Origin of the sequence: Kordia sp. (genome assembly GCF_965283645.1) — a bacterium.
Lineage (GTDB): Bacteria > Bacteroidota > Bacteroidia > Flavobacteriales > Flavobacteriaceae > Kordia.
The window spans coordinates 5,070,298-5,087,536 of sequence record NZ_CBDIPG010000001.1 but is presented as its reverse complement, the minus strand read 5'-3'; the positions used below and the strand labels follow the sequence as shown (position 1 = coordinate 5,087,536).

The following is a 17,239-nucleotide window of genomic DNA, read 5'->3' as shown; positions in this document are numbered from 1 at the left end:
TATTGCTTTACTTTTTTTTGATTTTTGTTCGATTTTACACAATTCTGTTAGCCAAACTTATCAAGAAACTTACGCCATTGTCAATATTTGCAATTGCATCAGCTTTTGCCGTATTTGACGCCGCCGCATCGTTGATTTCCTTTAATACTTTAATAGCATTTGCATTGGTAATTTCACTTTGCTTAATGAATTCGTCAATTTCCTTAATGCTCATACGCGTCAAACTTGCAATGGTGGTATTGAATTCCGCATCGGTTTGTGTCGCGGCTTCATTTGCTAGGTTATCCCAATCTATTTCATCACTCATACGTTTTATATTTTAGTTGTTTCCGTTTATTGCTGATTTTACATTTAGAAGCTTGTTGAATCCATTTCCTGTTTTGACAAGTAAATTATCTAAATGACTTTGTATTTCACCAACATTAATATTCGTATTTGTTAGGCTTTGAATTTGTGCCAACGTGTTTGCTTCAGATTGTTTTAGTTTGACAGCCGAAGTGATTAAGTTTTGTAATGTACTTGTAGCACGTTGATAATTGCTGTAACTAGCATTTAAGCTATTTACCATATCATTGCGTTGTACATCTAGTAAGTTTTGAAGTGAATCACGTTTTCTACTGATCACTGGCATGACGCTTTTTAAAATATTTGGCAATTGTGCTTTGACATCCACATTTGCAGGAATTTTTGCTTCAAAGTTTTTTACAAATGTCGGAATGTATTCATTGTTGATAAAATCATTTACTTTTTGTTTTCGCTCATCAAATAGCTGATTTACCAACGCAATATTCAATTTGTGCATGGCATCCGCTTCTGCAATCACTTCTTGTGACAATGTTGCTGTTGATGCAGGAATGGAAGCACACGACACAACTCCTATAAAAATTGCTACCGTTAAAATACTTTTTATAAGTAGTTTCATTTGTTATATATTTTATTAATTCTGTTAGATGTAATTTACAAATAATCAACTCATTATTATGGCGAATTCCAAATAATTTTATTTAAAATTTAATCCGAACCGTCTGTAAAGACTGCCTTTATTTTATTGATGATTCCTTGTAGTACACTAAAAATTGCATCCGAGGAAAAACCTCCAACAAGTGCCAATACACTACTATTAAAAACCGTTAAACTTTCACCACTGTTATAGGTGGATACAACTTCTGATAGAATTAATCCCGACATAATTCCCAATACAATCAATCCAACATAATAAATCGATTGTTCTGGCATTAGTGTTCCTTTTTGAATGCCTTCACTCACACTTTTCAGTAAGTAAAAAACAACTCCTAAACCTGAAGTTGCACAAATAAATAATAAATTGAGTAATAATGATGGACCACTATTTGCCAATACACCCATGGAAAGAGAATCTTTGTTTACTTGATTTGATAATGACGTACCAATAAAAAGTAGTAAAAAAATGATTGCTAAAATAATTAAATTTCGAATAATTGGTAATTTGCTAAATATGGTTCTACTGTGTTCTTCTGTATTTAATTTTCTTAAATATCTAATCGATTTTGGAGTTGCAGGCGCAATATTTTTAGAAAGAATGTTATGTGCATTGATTAAATCATCCAAATTATCGCTTTCAATAAGAGGATTCAATTCCGTATTGATCACTTTCCCGTTTCGCATAGCAAACGAAAGCATATTTTCTAGTTCACTCTTTATTTGAACCATAAGATCGTTGGAAATTCCTTTACGAATGCCTTTTGTTTCGGGCATTTCTTTTGGTTCTATTGTTTTTGGAGTCGCTTTATTTGATCCTTTGTTTTTGGAGTCAGTAGATTTAGGCGTTGGTGCTTTAGGTGTAGGGTCTGAAGTTGGCATCATATATGGGTTTAGTCAGTTTTACCAAACATACAATATAAAACGCGTATTAAAAAACAGGATAAACACTTGTTTGCATATCAGGTAGATATACGTAGTTTAAAGATATATGCTTTTAACAATTTCATGTAAAGACTATGAGAATACTACTTATTTTTTTGATGATTCTATTGTGCGCTTGTATCTACATTGAAGAATTGAGACATTTCAATTATTTTATCATCCTCTTCATGTAGGTTTTTTAGTTTTTGTCTGATTGATTCTCTTTGATCATTCCAACTAAAAATAGCAGAGTCTAATTTAAATCATTTGTTAAGTAATATTTCTAATATCATTTTGTATAATCGTGTCTACTACCAAATTCATTAAATTGAGCAAATGAATTTAACTCTTTTATGTTTAGATTTTAAAAATTCTGTAGTGTCTTTAGGGAAAAGCAACGTTTAGTAACAACCGTGTACATCTCCTATAACGAAGCAATCCATTGCATGGTTTTTAATATTACTTAACGAGTTTTTTAGGGAGCTCGCTGTAGAATTGAAAGATAGCAAATTGCTATGAGTTGTACATATGATGTTGTGTGTCGCTTTCTATTCCCAGTAATGATGTGCTACTTTTTCAATAATTTTTTGAGGAGAACTCCCCGTTAAGTTTGTCAAAAGAATAATTGTTAGATTATCTTTTGGATACACTATTAAAGATGCGCGTCCGCCACCAATTGGAGCCACCGCAGGATGTTTGTCTCTCATTATAACTGGCCATCCGTACGCGTATCCATTCAGAAATCCACCAAACCCTTTATGTTCTCCATTATTAAGCGGCTCAGCTGTCCAAATTTTCTCAATACTTTTCTTTGAAATAAATTTTTCATTTTGAAGAGCTGACATCCACTTTGTCAATGTATTTACTGTTGAAAAAGCTCCTGCATCTGCTTTAAGGATTGGTGAAAATTCTTCTGAAATTTCATATAATTTTTCACCTTTTATATATTTGTTTGTTATTTTATCTTTTAGATAATAGCTGTACGTTGTACTCTTGTTTTCAACTACGTCAAAAGAGTTTCCAAAGAGTATTTTGCTCCCTATTTTATCAAATTGATTTTTTAGCAAGAACTTTTCATAGTCCATGCCACTAATTTTTTCTATTAATTTTTGAATTAAGAGATAGTTAGTTGCATTGTAATTAAATTTTTCGCCCGCCATAAACCTCAAGGGACTATTTTTTACTTTTTCCCAAGCAAATTCTTCTCCTTTTCCACCAATCAAACCTCCATTTTCTGTGTCTTCAATATCAGGCAATCCAGAAGTATGACTTAGAAGTTGTCTTATTGTTACTTTTTGCCATTCAATGGGAAGATTATTTAAGTAATCAGAAATAGGATTTGATAGGTTAATTTTTCCATCTTCAACAAGTTGCATGATTGCCGTACCTGCAAAAATTTTAGCGATCGAATTTATTGAAAAAATAGTATGGTTATCTACTGGTACCGAAAAAGCCACGTCTGCTTCTCCTATAGATTCAGAAATAACTATTTTACCATTTTTAATTACAACAATTCCGCATCCTGGTATTTTTTCTTTTAGTATTTCTTTCTTGAGCTCGCTTATAAATTTCTCTTCTTTTATAGCTTGTGGTTTACTTTTATTGCACGCTGCAGCAATAATGAGCACTATTAGTAAATTTATTATTTTATTCATAAATTACGTAATTAACTTTATCTACTCCCGTATTTCCACTTTTAGCGTTGTAGGCATAAATAATGATTTCATATTGACCTGCCGAAGTGAGTTTTATAGATCCTTCAAAGAGATTTGTTTCCGTAATTGACATTTCAACATTTTTTAAGTGTTTCCCATCTTTTTTAAGAATAGCAGTAACCTCCATGTTTTCAGAATCCCAAATTCCTCCACTATTTATAGTGCAACCACACATCATTACAACATTTGCCTTTAGTTCAAATACTTTGTTTTGAACATCTTTCAAAGCTATATACTGATGTGTTCTAGGTTTTAAAATATCTATTATAAATCCTGGAATTTCTAAAATAATTCCATCTCCTAATATATCTTTACCTGGAATTAACCATAGTTCTGTGCTCACGATACTTTGCGCTTGTTTATGATTATAGGGTGAGATAACTTCAATGCGAATAAAAGTAGGTTCTTCAATATCAATGGTTGCTAAAAATTGTGCTGTTTGTGCATCGGATATCAATTTTCCCCTTTCTCTAGGCGTACGCATGATCAAATCCGTGTTTCCTGTACTTCCGTTGGTTTTTCCTTTTGCGAGTATACTATTATCCGTTTTGTTTCTTATAATTATATAAGCTCCTCCAAGAGAACTGCCCACAAATTTGGCATCTTTAGCCTTTGCTCTTACTATAATTTTAGTTGCTGTTGCTGATAAATTAAAATTGAAAAACAACAAGCTTAATAGAATTATACTTTTCATAATTTTAAATTGTTTTTAAATATTCTTTCTTAAATCTAAAGTGAAATGATGTTTCTTCTAATTTTGAATCTATTGCATCTAAGTAGGTTAAAATAGCTAAGTCTTTGTCTAATAATTCTAATATTGCGCTGTCGCAACTATGCCAAAGTATTTCTAGCTTTGGTATTAATTTAAGTGCTTTGTCAGATAAAGAAATAAGTTGTTTTCTTTTATCAAAAGAATCTTGTTTTATAGATAAATATCCTTTGGCATTCATCTTTTTCACAATAACTACAACCGAAGGATGTGCATAGCCTAATTGTTCTGCAATAAAGGAAATTGAAACATTTTCTTTATTTTGTAAAATCATAAATACCAAATACCAATTCGGTTCTACATCAATATCCAGCTCTTTGTACAGCTTTCTTATGTCGTGCGCCATTCGATCACTTATTCTCTTCAACCTACTATCCAAAGCTCTATAACCAAGTTTTTTAATAAAGTCTTCCGTCATACTCAAAATTATTTAGGTGCAAATATAGATAAAATAAGCTAACTATATAGTTAACTACTTAATTTTAAATTATGCATAGCTATTTTTCATACGATATAATGAAAAAAACTTCTTGTTATTTCTCCAAAAAAGAAGAATAACAAGAAGTTTTTAAGATGCTATAATTATACTTTTAAATGTAAAAATTATGCTAAATTATACACATATTATTCAAATTTTAAATACTTAATTAAATCTACTTTGGTAGCGTTAAATGCTTTGATACCAACAACTATAAACACTAATAGTACTAATACAATTGGCGCAATAATGTAGGGCCATAACGGCATTTCAATTCGATATGCGAAATTATTCAACCAATTTTGCATAAAGTAATATGCAATTGGAATTAAGATTATTATTGCAATTCCTGTAATTTTGATAAAGCTTTTTACCAATTGCACTATAATTTGCTTTACAGATGCACCAAGTGTTTTGCGAATAGCTACTTCTTTCAATCGTTGCTGAATGGTTAAGGTTGCTAACGCGAATAAACCAAGTAAAGCTATAAATATGACTACTAATGTGAGAATGAAAAATAAGGTTTGTTGTTTTTTATAAATGTCATGTGTTTTACTAAAATGCTGATCTAAGTAGTAGAATGAAAACGGATAACCCGGCTCTAATTCTGTTGTCCAAAAACGTTCAATTTCGGCTAACGCTTCTTGCTTTCTTCCTGGTTTTATTTTGAATTGAACCGTACTCATTGCGCCTCTTACCCATTTAAAACCTGTATAATAAGTATAAAACATTGGGCGAATTTCTTTGTCTAATCCTTCGATATGATAATCTTTTACAACACCAATAATTTTAAACTTTTTATCATTTGTTTCCACTATTTTATTAATAGGATCTTCAATTCCTAAACGTTTTACAGCCGTTTCATTGAAAATTAAATTGTTAATCGTATCCGAAGCAAATTCTTCTGAAAAGTATCTTCCTTTCGCAATTTTTGTGTTGATCATTTCCAAATGACCAAAATCGAGCGGAATAAATTTGGTATCAACCACCATGTCCTTATATGTTACATCTAACGAAATATCATTGTCATCTCCAGGTGCTAAAAATGTAGACGAAATGCCCTCTATATTTGAGTTGTTGCTAAATACACTTTTGATTAATTTATATTGCTTTACCCTACTCTTTTGTGTATCATTGAATTCTACAACTAAGATTTCTTCTCCCGAAAACCCTAATTTTTTTGTACTCATATAATGTACTTGTGCAAACACAACCAAACCTCCAATAAAGAAAAATCCAGAAATAACAAATTGTAATCCTAACATCAGATTTCGTACAAAAATCATATGTCCACTTCTTGAAAAATTTCCTTTTAAAACGCTAATTGTTTTAAAATTAGAGATGTATAAAGCGGTAATGAATCCGATGATTACAGAAATTACAATAGCTACTAATGCTACTTTAAAAATAATGTCAATACTTTCTAATGATAAACTTTTGTTGATGAATGCATTAAATATTGGCAATAATAATTCTACAATAATTAATGCCAGAAATACCGAAATAATTCCTTGTATAACAATTTCTAATATGAATTGAAACTGCAATCCAATTTTTGAAACGCCAAGTGTCTTTTTTACACCAACTTCTTTTGCGCGTTGACTTGCTGAAGCAATGGATAAATTGATGAAGTTTATACTAGAGATTATAATAATTAAAATTGATAAACTCAACATGATCATTAACAGTAAATAGTTTCCTTTTCCTTCCATCATGCCATCATCGCCTTTTCCGTGTAAACGTAAATCAACTAAGTTTTCTAAGATTGGCATAGAACCTTGCATGGACACATATTCGTCTACCGTAATTCCTTGTTCGGCAGCTTCTATTTTATAATAATTCTCAACATATATGTCGTGAATTTTTTTCTCTATAGTAGCAATATTCGCTCCTTTTTGGATCTTATAAAATGTAAATGAGCTATAACCACCCCAATTTGTGCTCGTCGTAATTGGTTTTTGCAACATTGCATTAGGCATATATATAGAAGGTTTTGACAACTTATAAACACCTGTTACGATATATTCCCTTTTTCCATATTTAATGGTTTTGCCTATAGATTCTTTTTCGCCAAATAATTGTTTTTCTAAATCCGTAGAAAGTGCAATTGCCGTTTTTGTTGCCAAAATGGTTTTCGTATCTCCTTTTATAATTTCATGTGGAAAAAACTCAAAAAAGTTAGCGTTTGCTCTACCAATTTTTGTTTCGTACACAGATTTGTCTTTGTAGCGTAATATTTGACTATTATAACCAGAGTGTACTGCGCAATAATCCAATACTTCGGGAACAATTTCTTTTACCGCGGCTCCTTCTGGATCTGTAGCGTCATCATAAACTTGTCCGTCGCCCCATTTGTGTGCAACTTTATACACAACATCTTTTTCAGGATTCCACTGATCGTAACTTTTCTCATCTGTATAATACAATAACACGATAATCAATCCTACCAAACCAAGTGTTAAACCACTAATATTGATAATTGTATTGAGCCAGTTTTTTTTACTATTTCTAAAGAATAATTTTAGCCAAGTCTGTACCATATTATTCGAATTTTAAGTATTTAATTAAATCTATTTTTGTGGCGTTTAATGCCTTTACTCCTACTACGATAAATACGAGCACTACTAATATAATTGGTGTAATTATGTATGGCCAAATTGGCATGTCAATACGATATACGAAATTGTCGAGCCAGTTTTGCATAAAATAATAGGCAATTGGAATTAAAGTGACAGAAGCTATGATTGTAATTTTTAAAAAGCTCTTTAAAAGTTCAAACATAATTTCTTTTACGGAAGCTCCTAATGTTTTTCGTATTGCAACTTCTTTTAATCGTTGCTGAATTGTCAGTGTAGCCAAGGCAAACAAACCAAGTAATGAAATAATGATTACAATACTTGTCAGTATAAAAAATAGAGTTTGTTGTTTTTGATACTTTCGATATGTTCGTGAAAAGCGTTTGTTAACAAATATAGGGTTAAAAGGGTATCCTTGTTCTATGTTTTCTTTCCAGTAATCTTCAATAAAACCTAATGTTTCAGAAACATTAGTAGGTTTTACTTTAAGCTGAATTGTCCAAAAATTTTGTTTCATCCAATCAAAACTATTCCAATGCATAAATGCCGTTGGTGGTATTTTACCATCTAAACCTGTGACATGATAATCTTTTACCATACCAACTATTATTAAATTTTTACCATCATTATTATCACCTTGAAATCCTGCACTTAGTTTTTTTCCAATAGGATCATCGTAAATGTGTAACGCTTTGGCTAAAGTTTCATTGATTAAAATATTTTTGATTGTATCAGATGCTATTTCTTCTTGCAATCCTCTTCCTTTTAAAAGCTTGATGTTCATCACATCTAAATAATTATACTCTATTGCATTCGCATTTGTTTGTACAGAAAGGTCCTTGTAATTAAAGTTCGTTGAGTTTGAGCTTCCACCTCCGATAATAAAAGAATTACTAGTAACAGCTTCAATATTTGGATGTTTTATCAATTCATTTTTTGCCAACAAATAGTTTTTATAACGATCCTTGTATTTATTCATGGAAATCATAATTACTTGATCTCCGTTAAAACCTAAATCTTTCTCTATCATATAGCCAACTTGCTTGTTAATGATGATGGATCCAGTAAGAAAAAAACCTGAAATCAAAAATTGAATTCCTAACATGATGTTTCTGGCAAAAACGCCTTTCTTACTTCTTGAAATGTTCCCTTTTAAGACTTCTACCGATTTAAATTTAGATATATATATTGCAGGAACAATTCCTATAAATAATGAAATTAAGAAAGTAAGTACCCCAATTTTAATTAATAAACCTATGTCTAAAATTGAGATTTCTTTATTCATAAAATGATTAAAGTAAGGCAGTATCAGTTCCACTAATAGTAATGAAAGTATAAATGCAACAAAGCTTTGCAGTACTATTTCTAATGCATATTGTCTAATTAAAGTTCCTTTGGACAAACCAAATGTTTTCTTTATACCAACTTCTTTTGCTCTTTGTGTTGCTGAAGCTATTGATAGGTTTATAAAGTTTACACAGGAAATTATTATTAATAAAATTGACAGCGATAACATGATAAGAATCAATTGGTAATTTCCACTACCTTCTGGTCCTGAATCATCGGAAATAGTTTTTAATCGAATGTCATTAAGAGATTCAAAAACAGGAGTTGTCCCATACTTTTCCATAAATTTTTCTGGAGTGATTCCTTGTTTTTTAGCTGATGGCAATACTTCATTTTCATACCAAATTGCTAAAGCTTTTTCCTCCAAATCTTCTAATTCTGGATTTTTAATTGTTTTTACAAATAATGTGTTTGAAAAATTTCCCCAACGACTCTCTAATGGTTGCTTTTCATATTGAATAACCATTTCTGGCATAAAATAATGCTTTCCTTCAATTTGATAAACTGTAGTAACTGTAAATATTCTATTTGATAAATCTATAGATTTTCCAATGGCAGATTCATTTCCAAAAAAGATTTCAGCTTGTTGTTGCGAAATTGCAATAGTATTTCTTGCTTGCTTAAACGTAGTCGTATTTCCTTCAATAATTTTAAACGGGAAAAAGTCAAAGAAATTTGGTCTTCCTTCCAATATATCTCTGGTATAGATTTTCTTGTCATTTACTTTTACCAATGCGTTTTCATACCAACTATTACTTAAATAATAATCTTCAATTTCTGGAATGTCTTCTTCATATTTTGCCCCTTCTACCTTTGTACTAGTTGCCCAAACATCTCCATCTGACATTTTGTGTATGACTCTAAATATTTCATTTCTGTCTGGATTCAACTTATTGTAACTCAATTCATCATTGAAGTATAATAATACAATGAGTAAACCTGCAAAACCGAGTGTTAATCCTGAGATATTGACTACTAAGTTGAGCCAATTCTTTTTACTATTCCTAAAAAATAATTTTATCCAAGTTTGTAACATATTAATCGTTTTTTAATTGATGAATAATTAATTTTTTGTTACTCAACCAACACGTCAATGTCACGTGTGTTTGTTTTCTCAGAAATGATTTCGCCATCTTTCATCATCACAATTCTGCTTGAAAATTGTGCATCGTATGATGAATGTGTTACCATTATAATTGTTGATCCTGAAGCGTGCAATTCGGTTAGTAATTCCATCACTTCATTACCGTTTTTACTATCTAAGTTTCCTGTTGGCTCATCGGCTAAAATCAACTTTGGGTTTGTCACTAATGCTCTTGCTACAGCAACACGTTGTTGTTGTCCACCAGATAATTGCAGCGGAAAATGCTTTGCTCTGTGTGCAATTCCAACACGTTCCATAATTTCTGTAACACGTTGTTTGCGTTCGCTCGATTTTACATTGTTGTAAATTAATGGCAACTCAATGTTCTCATATACAGATAGTTCATCAATAAGATTGAAGTTTTGAAATACAAATCCAATATTCGCTTTTCGTAATGACGCACGTTGTTTTTCTGTAAATTTTGCCACTTCCGTTCCATCAAAAGAATAACTACCTGAGTTTGGCGCATCTAACAATCCGATAATATTTAATAAGGTAGATTTTCCACAACCTGAAGTTCCCATTATGGACACAAACTCGCCTTGTTTTACGGTTAAATTCAATTTATGAATTGCCGTTGTTTCTACTTCTTCTGTTCTGTAAATTTTCGTTAAATCTGTTAATGTGATCATTTTTTCGTTATTTTTTTCTGTTCGTTTTTTGATGATTTATGTGTGTTGTGTGTTGTGTGTTGTGTGTTGTGTGTTGTGTGTTGTGTGTTGTGTGTAAATTGTTAATTCTTTAGTTCGTTTCAAAACCTAAACTCTTAAACTTATAAACTTCACTTCTGTTAACTTTTTTTTAATTCGTTAATTTGAATAAAAACTTTTAACTTCTCTATTCGATATTCACTTTTCGTTTACACCAACGTGACAAGCTTTTCTACAAGGATAAATACAAATACAATCATGATGAATTAGTTTAAGTTTATTTCTTCCATTTCTTTAAAATCGTCGTAACTTGAAGTAATCACACGATCGCCTTCTTTCAAACCTTCCAATACTTCATAGTAGAAAGGATTTTCACGTCCAATTTTTACCGTTCGCTTAACAGCTTTGTTGTCTGAGTTTAATACAAAAGCCCATTTTCCGTTGGTACTTTGGTAAAACAATCCTTTTGGTAATAACAAAGCTTTGCTATTGTTCGATAAAAACATTTTACTTTTTAATGACATTCCACGTCTGACAGCTGACGGAATGGAGTCACTTTCAAATTGTAATTCTACTTGAAAACCACCTTTTACAATCTCTGGAAAGATTTTAGACAAACGTATTGGCAACTTTGTATCATTAATAGTTACTGTTCCTTTGATTTCTTCGCGTAACTTTGAAATGTAATACTCGTCAACTTTAGCTGTTAATTTATAACCATCTAACACATCAATTTTTCCAATGTTTTCACCTTGATTAAAGTTTTTACCCAATGTTGGATTAAATGATGATAACAAACCATCAACTGGTGCTTTTAAAATGAAGTTTTCTTTGTTTTTACGCAACAATTCCAAGCTTTCCTCCATCTTCTGCACTGAAGCATTGATACGCGCCAATTGTACATTTCGATCTACTTTTTCAGAAGAAACCTTTTGTTTAATAACTTCGTTACGCTCTTTCTGAAACTTGTATTCTTGCTCAGAATTTTCATAATCATTTTTAGCAATCACTTCTTTTTTAAACAAACGCGCATCTACCGCATATTTACGTTCCGCATTTTTATACGCGTTGTCAATACTTAATAACTGTTCGTCTAGATTTAATTGTTGATTTTTAATGCTTACGCGAATATTTCTCAAATTATTAATCTGTTCTACAATCGCCGTTTCTTGTGTCAAATAATTCAATTCTGCATTCGGATTATACACACGTACTAAAGGTGTTCCTTTCTTTACCGTTTCACCACTTTCAACAAAAATTTCAGAAACCGATCCACCTTGAATTACATTGATTAAAACAGACGTTTTTGGCTCAACCGTACTATTAAATAACAATACATCTTCAAAATCACCTTTTACAACTTCCTTTACTGATACAGTTTCTTTGTCTAAATTTACTTGCTTCTTACGTGTTGCATTCATTAAAATAACACTCACCAAAAGCACAATTGGAATTGCCCATAATAGCATGCGTTTTGTTTTTTTATTTTTTGGTTGAATTTGCTTGTCCATTGTTCAAATTATTTTGTCTGGTAAGTATAAAGCCATTCTTGTGCCATGAATTAATAAATACATAAACATCTGAAATATAAATACTTAAGTTTTTAATCAATTTTAAGAGTGTTCATTTTCGAACATTTTTTTGTTCATTATCAAACATCTTACTACCTATGTAGTATGAGAAAAAAAGAAGCTTCTATATTAATTGTTGATGATGATGACGATATTTTATTTTCGGCACGTATTAGTTTAAAGAAATATTTCACTGAAATTATCACAACTAACAATCCAAAAAAGATTGGAAATCATATCACAGCACAAACCTTTGATGTAGTGTTGCTCGATATGAATTATCGCATTGGTTTTGAAGATGGAAAAGAAGGTTTGTATTGGTTGCAACATATAAAAAAGATAAGTCCGGAAACAACTGTAATTCTCATGACGGCTTTCGGAAATGTCCATTTGGCGGTAGAAGCCATTAAAAAAGGGGCAACCGATTTCATTTTAAAACCTTGGAACACCGAAAAACTGTATGGCATTGTAAATGCTGGTGTTGAGTTGGCTCGATCGAAACGAAAAACGACACAACTTGAAACTGTTCAAGAACGAGTTGATAAAGATTTTCACCAACAAACGGAACATATTATTGGAACTTCGGTTGCAATGAAAAAAGCTATTAATCTGGTTCAAAAAGTTGCGCCAACAGATGCAAATGTGTTAATTTTAGGGGAAAACGGAACAGGAAAATATGTGTTTGCTAAAGAAATTCATTTGCAATCCAATCGTAAAAATCATCCGTTTATTCATGTAGATTTAGGTGCATTGAACGAAAATTTATTCGAAAGTGAATTATTCGGATATGCAAAAGGTGCGTTTACAGATGCACAAAAAGATACGCTTGGACGTTTTGAATTGGCTTCAGGTGGAACAATTTTTTTAGATGAAATTGGAAACTTACCGTTACACCTTCAATCGAAATTATTAACCGTTATTCAAAATAGAAAAGTAACACGTTTAGGTGAAGGAAATGAACGTCCAATTGATGCCAGAATTATTTGTGCAACCAACGCACCAATTCATGAAATGGTAAACGAGCAAACCTTCCGACAAGATTTATTATTCAGAATTAACACCATAGAATTGCAATTGCCACCATTGCGCGATCGTAAAGATGATATTGAAATATTAGCAACCCATTTTCTAAAAAAATTGAATCAACGCTATCGCAAACAATTGTCTTTTATTTCAACTGCGGCATTAACAGCTTTGAAAAATTACAATTGGCCAGGAAACATTCGCGAACTCGAACATATTATAGAACGCGCCGTAATTATTACAGACAATACAAGTATTGAATTGGAAGATTTACATTTTTCTTCACGAAAAGTTACGACAAATGCACCTGTAACGCTTAATTTAGAGGAAACTGAAAAAATGTTGATTCAGCAAGCAATGGACAAACATCATGGAAATATTTCCAAAGCCGCCAAAGATTTAGGATTAACGCGTGCCGCTTTGTATAGACGTTTAGAAAAACATCAACTGTAAATGGGAAAAAAAGTATACATACAACTCTGCATTCGTGTATTTTTGATTTCGCTTAACGCGATTTTAATCTTTTATTTTTTTCAAAAAGGATATCTAATTAATGGTTCTGGGTTTAGCTTATTATTGCTATTTCAATCGTTTTTATGTTTTGATTATTTACAAAAACTCTTTATTGATGTAGAAAAAACAGTAGATTGTTTGTTGCATGATGATTTTTCTAATATGATTTCGATTGACAAACGATCAAACAGTTTACACGCTAAAATAGCCGCTTTACAAAATAAATATAGAATAAAAAGTCAGCAACATACTTCAGAACAATTAATTTTTACAAACATCATTGAAAGCTTAACAATTGGTGTATTAATTCTAAGAAAAGATAGCAATGAACAAATTGAAGTCTTTCAGCTTAATAAAGCTTTTGTAGACTTTTTCAAGATTCCAAAATTTTATAAATGGGCATTATTAAAGGAAAAAATTACGCCTTTGGTCACCATTATTGATTCCAAAAAGTGGAAACGTGTAAAACATACCATTTCCTTAACGGTGAATGATCAAGTAGAATCGTTTTTCCTAAAAACTTCCATTACACACACAAATGAGTTTGAATATTTGATTGTGACAATGGAAACCATTCAGCAATTAATTGATAAAAAAGAAAAAGAATCTTGGTATAAATTGATGACCGTAATGTCGCATGAAATCATCAATACAATTACGCCCATTACAAGTTTGGCAGAAAATTTAGATTCGCTTTTGCAAGATGATCCTGATGAAGATACGTTGGAAGAATTATCGCAAGGCTTGAAAATTATCAAAAAACGTTCGTTACACTTAAACAATTTTGTAAATACGTATCGTCAATTATCAGAGTTGCCATTGCCTGATAAAAAAGAGATCAATTTCACAGAAACTATCAAAAATACGTTGGATTTATTTGCGCAAGAATTTAAAGAAAATAATATTCAACTCAACTTTCTACACGAAGAAAACGTAACAATTCTTGCAGATAAACAACAACTCGAACAAGTAATTATCAATCTAATTTCCAATTGTTTATACGCCCTTAAAGAAGCTTCAACACCAACAATTACGGTCAATCTTTCAACAGATCAAAATCGTGTACATATAACCGTTTCCGATAACGGAATTGGAATTTCTAAGAAGATTCAAAAAAATATCTTCATTCCCTACTTTACCACGCGAAAAGATGGTTCAGGAATTGGATTAACGTTGACGAAAAGCATTGTAGAAGCACATGACGGAAACATTTTCTTTACATCTGAAAATGGTGTAACGAGTTTTAAGTTGAGTTTTGATAATACCGTGGAAAATTAAAAACTGTAACATTAACCTGTCAATTTTCGTAAAATCCATTCCAACGGACCATATTTTTTGTAGCGTGTCCAAATTCCTGCGAAAGCGATACAAATACTACTAAATACAATCGCATACAACACTGAAAATTCAATAGAAAATTCTCCCAATGCCTTTGTTGATAGTAATTCTACAATTCCGATTCCTAAAATAATATGTGCTACATAAAACGTCAATGCTAATTGCCCTGTGCTTTTTAAAATCTTAATAACTAAACCGTGTTGCATTCGCTTCGCAAACCAAATACAAACACAAATAACACACAGGGCAACACTACTAGATGAAATCATGTATATGGGTAACGGTGGCATTGGACTTGTGCCCAAAATTGGCGCTAATTCTGTAATTATTTTTTCATTTCCTTCAGAAAGTATATAAATTAATGCTTTTGAAAATAATTGCATTCCTATGACGATGAGCACGCAAACAATGAATGTTTTTTTGATGAATTTTTCGTTATTCAAATCTTGTCGTCCAAACCACAAACCCAATAACATAAAAGCTGTCCAAGGAATTACAGGATGAAATCCGTTGTAAAATAGGTTTCGTACAAAACCGTTTATCGTCCAAAAATCTGTATATGAATAATTGTTAAAATTCCAGCCGGTATCATATGCTATAAAAAACATCAACACTGGATAAAGTAGTAGAAAACTAAGAATTCCAAAAATGATATGCCGTGTGTTTCCTTTTAAAAAGAATAGCGTTACCAACATATATATTCCGTAAAAATGTAGAATGTCTGCTGGCCAAATGATAATGTATGAAAGTCCGATGATGAATAGTAAAAGTGCCCTTTTAAAAATTTTTATTCGCGCTTGACGCAATTGAACTTTATCATTATTCTGAATCGCTTTGTTGGTCATAAATGCAATTCCGATTCCTGCTAAAATTACAAATAAAGCCGCCGCTTTTCCTTCAAATAACGCCGTGAAGTTTAGTAACCAACTATCTCCTTCTTGCCCAAAAATCATTTTAAAATTTACGAGAATCATTCCTATAATTGCCAAAGCTCTTGCGACATCAATTCCTATGATTCTATTTTCCATATATTTTTTCGGTCAATTTTATAGTATACTGACAATAAAAAAATGAAAGAGTTGCATGATTCTTCAGAATTCCTTAAAATATATTTTCTTAATCTTATGTACATCATTCGCATGTGTAGTAATTGGAAGAAAATAATTCAATTGCCAAGCTTTTGTTTTAATTGCTTGTTTGCTCGTTGGCAAATCCCAAGGTGGATACACACGAATACCGCGTTTTCCATCTTTTGTTGTTGTTGCTATAATTCGCTTTTGAATAAGTATTGATTTCGGAAATACAAATTGACCAAAACTTTCATCTTTTTGTACATTTATAACCAGAAAATCGAATGTATCTGATTCATGAAATGGCGTTGTGATTCCTGCTAAATTTCGTTTCCAGATAGTTACAAATTGGCCCACTTTTTTAGGTGTAATTTTTGCCGTTCTGGAAATAATTTGAGAAGATTCTAACTGAAATGTACACGCTTCATATTCCGTACTTTCTTCATTTAGTTGAAATTTAGACAGTTCAAAACCACATACATCATATACATTTTTTTTAACTTTTGAAATATGAAATGGTAACTTTTTAGATGGTGTATTCATACATTTTTAATCAATTACTTCATCATACCTGTTAAATTGATTTCGAAGTTCTCCTCGTAATTTTAAATCACGTTCTACTTTGGTAAGTGTTGGTTTTTGGAGTAAAAAATAAATTACCAAAACGATTGCAATTGCAATGTAAGCTGTGTTTCCCGTAGTCATTGACAACACAATTCCGAAAAATGCAGGACCTTCTATCAATGCCAATTTTATAATGGTTGCCGTTTGATAACCCACTAATTTTGATTTTAAATCGGTTTTGCTTTCTGTAGCAACTATTAGTTTTTTGAATATTGCCTGACTTGCCAAAATTGCTACAACTACAATGACTGGAAATACTAAAAGTAACGTATCGTTTGTGTCTAAAGCTGGTGTAATTCCGCCACTAAATTGAAACAATACAAATCCACCAAACAAAATCATTCCTGCTAACAACGTCATGTGAATTATGGATAATGATTTTATGTACTTATTTGGTGTTAATTCTTGTGTATTTGATTGCATGTTGACGTAATTTCTAGTTGGTACTCCAAATGTATTAAAAAATATTTCAATTTTTATTTGGAATGATCATTCTGTTATTTATATATTTGTATTCGGAACGATCGTTCTAAAATAAAA

The 17,239-nt window shown here is 31.4% G+C and carries 15 protein-coding genes; 2 read left to right on the top strand and 13 right to left on the bottom strand.

Going from position 1 to position 17,239, the window contains the following annotated elements; translation table 11 throughout:
* Nucleotides 1–34: 34 nt before the first annotated feature.
* The 10 genes from ACQ654_RS22385 to ACQ654_RS22340 form a co-directional block, all read right to left on the bottom strand.
* On the bottom strand, nucleotides 35–307 hold the full coding sequence (locus ACQ654_RS22385) for a hypothetical protein (protein ID WP_430412573.1): 273 nt from the start codon (nucleotides 305–307) through the stop codon (nucleotides 35–37).
* A 12-nt stretch (nucleotides 308–319) separates the two neighbouring features.
* Nucleotides 320–922: a hypothetical protein gene (locus ACQ654_RS22380; protein WP_430412572.1), complete on the bottom strand. Its 603-nt coding sequence runs from the start codon at nucleotides 920–922 to the stop codon at nucleotides 320–322.
* Nucleotides 923–1,011: 89 nt separating this feature from the next.
* The gene (locus ACQ654_RS22375) at nucleotides 1,012–1,839 is read right to left on the bottom strand and encodes a hypothetical protein (protein WP_430412571.1); all 828 of its coding nucleotides are present in this window, start codon (nucleotides 1,837–1,839) and stop codon (nucleotides 1,012–1,014) included.
* 590 nt (nucleotides 1,840–2,429) lie between these two features.
* Entirely contained in the window at nucleotides 2,430–3,536 is a 1,107-nt protein-coding gene (locus ACQ654_RS22370; protein ID WP_430412570.1) for a serine hydrolase domain-containing protein, read from the bottom strand.
* On the bottom strand, nucleotides 3,529–4,290 hold the full coding sequence (locus tag ACQ654_RS22365) for a hypothetical protein (RefSeq protein WP_430412569.1): 762 nt from the start codon (nucleotides 4,288–4,290) through the stop codon (nucleotides 3,529–3,531). The genes ACQ654_RS22370 and ACQ654_RS22365 overlap by 8 nt, the downstream gene beginning before the upstream one ends.
* 4 nt (nucleotides 4,291–4,294) lie before the next feature.
* Nucleotides 4,295–4,783, bottom strand: a complete 489-nt coding sequence (locus tag ACQ654_RS22360; protein ID WP_430412568.1) for a MarR family winged helix-turn-helix transcriptional regulator — start codon at nucleotides 4,781–4,783, stop codon at nucleotides 4,295–4,297.
* A 206-nt stretch (nucleotides 4,784–4,989) separates the two neighbouring features.
* Nucleotides 4,990–7,383, bottom strand: a complete 2,394-nt coding sequence (locus tag ACQ654_RS22355) for an ABC transporter permease (protein WP_430412567.1) — start codon at nucleotides 7,381–7,383, stop codon at nucleotides 4,990–4,992.
* Nucleotide 7,384: 1 nt separating this feature from the next.
* Nucleotides 7,385–9,802 (bottom strand): ABC transporter permease, encoded by a 2,418-nt coding sequence (locus ACQ654_RS22350; RefSeq protein WP_430412566.1) that lies wholly within the window; start codon nucleotides 9,800–9,802, stop codon nucleotides 7,385–7,387.
* 38 nt (nucleotides 9,803–9,840) lie between these two features.
* The gene (locus ACQ654_RS22345; RefSeq protein ID WP_430412565.1) at nucleotides 9,841–10,542 is read right to left on the bottom strand and encodes an ABC transporter ATP-binding protein; all 702 of its coding nucleotides are present in this window, start codon (nucleotides 10,540–10,542) and stop codon (nucleotides 9,841–9,843) included.
* 284 nt (nucleotides 10,543–10,826) lie between these two features.
* On the bottom strand, nucleotides 10,827–12,071 hold the full coding sequence (locus ACQ654_RS22340) for an efflux RND transporter periplasmic adaptor subunit (protein ID WP_430412564.1): 1,245 nt from the start codon (nucleotides 12,069–12,071) through the stop codon (nucleotides 10,827–10,829).
* 165 nt (nucleotides 12,072–12,236) lie between these two features.
* Between ACQ654_RS22340 and ACQ654_RS22335 the strand changes: the two genes are divergently transcribed.
* The gene (locus ACQ654_RS22335) at nucleotides 12,237–13,607 is read left to right on the top strand and encodes a sigma-54-dependent transcriptional regulator (RefSeq protein ID WP_430412563.1); all 1,371 of its coding nucleotides are present in this window, start codon (nucleotides 12,237–12,239) and stop codon (nucleotides 13,605–13,607) included.
* Nucleotides 13,608–14,945 carry a sensor histidine kinase gene (locus tag ACQ654_RS22330; protein ID WP_430412562.1) on the top strand — a complete coding sequence of 446 codons (1,338 nt, stop codon included), beginning with the start codon at nucleotides 13,608–13,610 and terminating at the stop codon, nucleotides 14,943–14,945.
* 11 nt (nucleotides 14,946–14,956) lie between these two features.
* Here the strand turns inward: ACQ654_RS22330 and ACQ654_RS22325 are convergent, their stop codons facing one another.
* The 3 genes from ACQ654_RS22325 to ACQ654_RS22315 all read right to left on the bottom strand — a co-directional run bounded on the left by ACQ654_RS22325 (nucleotide 14,957) and on the right by ACQ654_RS22315 (nucleotide 17,122).
* Nucleotides 14,957–16,033 (bottom strand): DUF418 domain-containing protein, encoded by a 1,077-nt coding sequence (locus ACQ654_RS22325; protein WP_430412561.1) that lies wholly within the window; start codon nucleotides 16,031–16,033, stop codon nucleotides 14,957–14,959.
* Between the two features lie 63 nt (nucleotides 16,034–16,096).
* Nucleotides 16,097–16,618: a MepB family protein gene (locus ACQ654_RS22320; protein ID WP_430412560.1), complete on the bottom strand. Its 522-nt coding sequence runs from the start codon at nucleotides 16,616–16,618 to the stop codon at nucleotides 16,097–16,099.
* A gap of 6 nt (nucleotides 16,619–16,624) precedes the next feature.
* Nucleotides 16,625–17,122, bottom strand: coding sequence for a hypothetical protein (locus ACQ654_RS22315; RefSeq protein ID WP_430412559.1), 498 nt, complete (start codon nucleotides 17,120–17,122; stop codon nucleotides 16,625–16,627).
* Nucleotides 17,123–17,239: the final 117 nt, after the last annotated feature.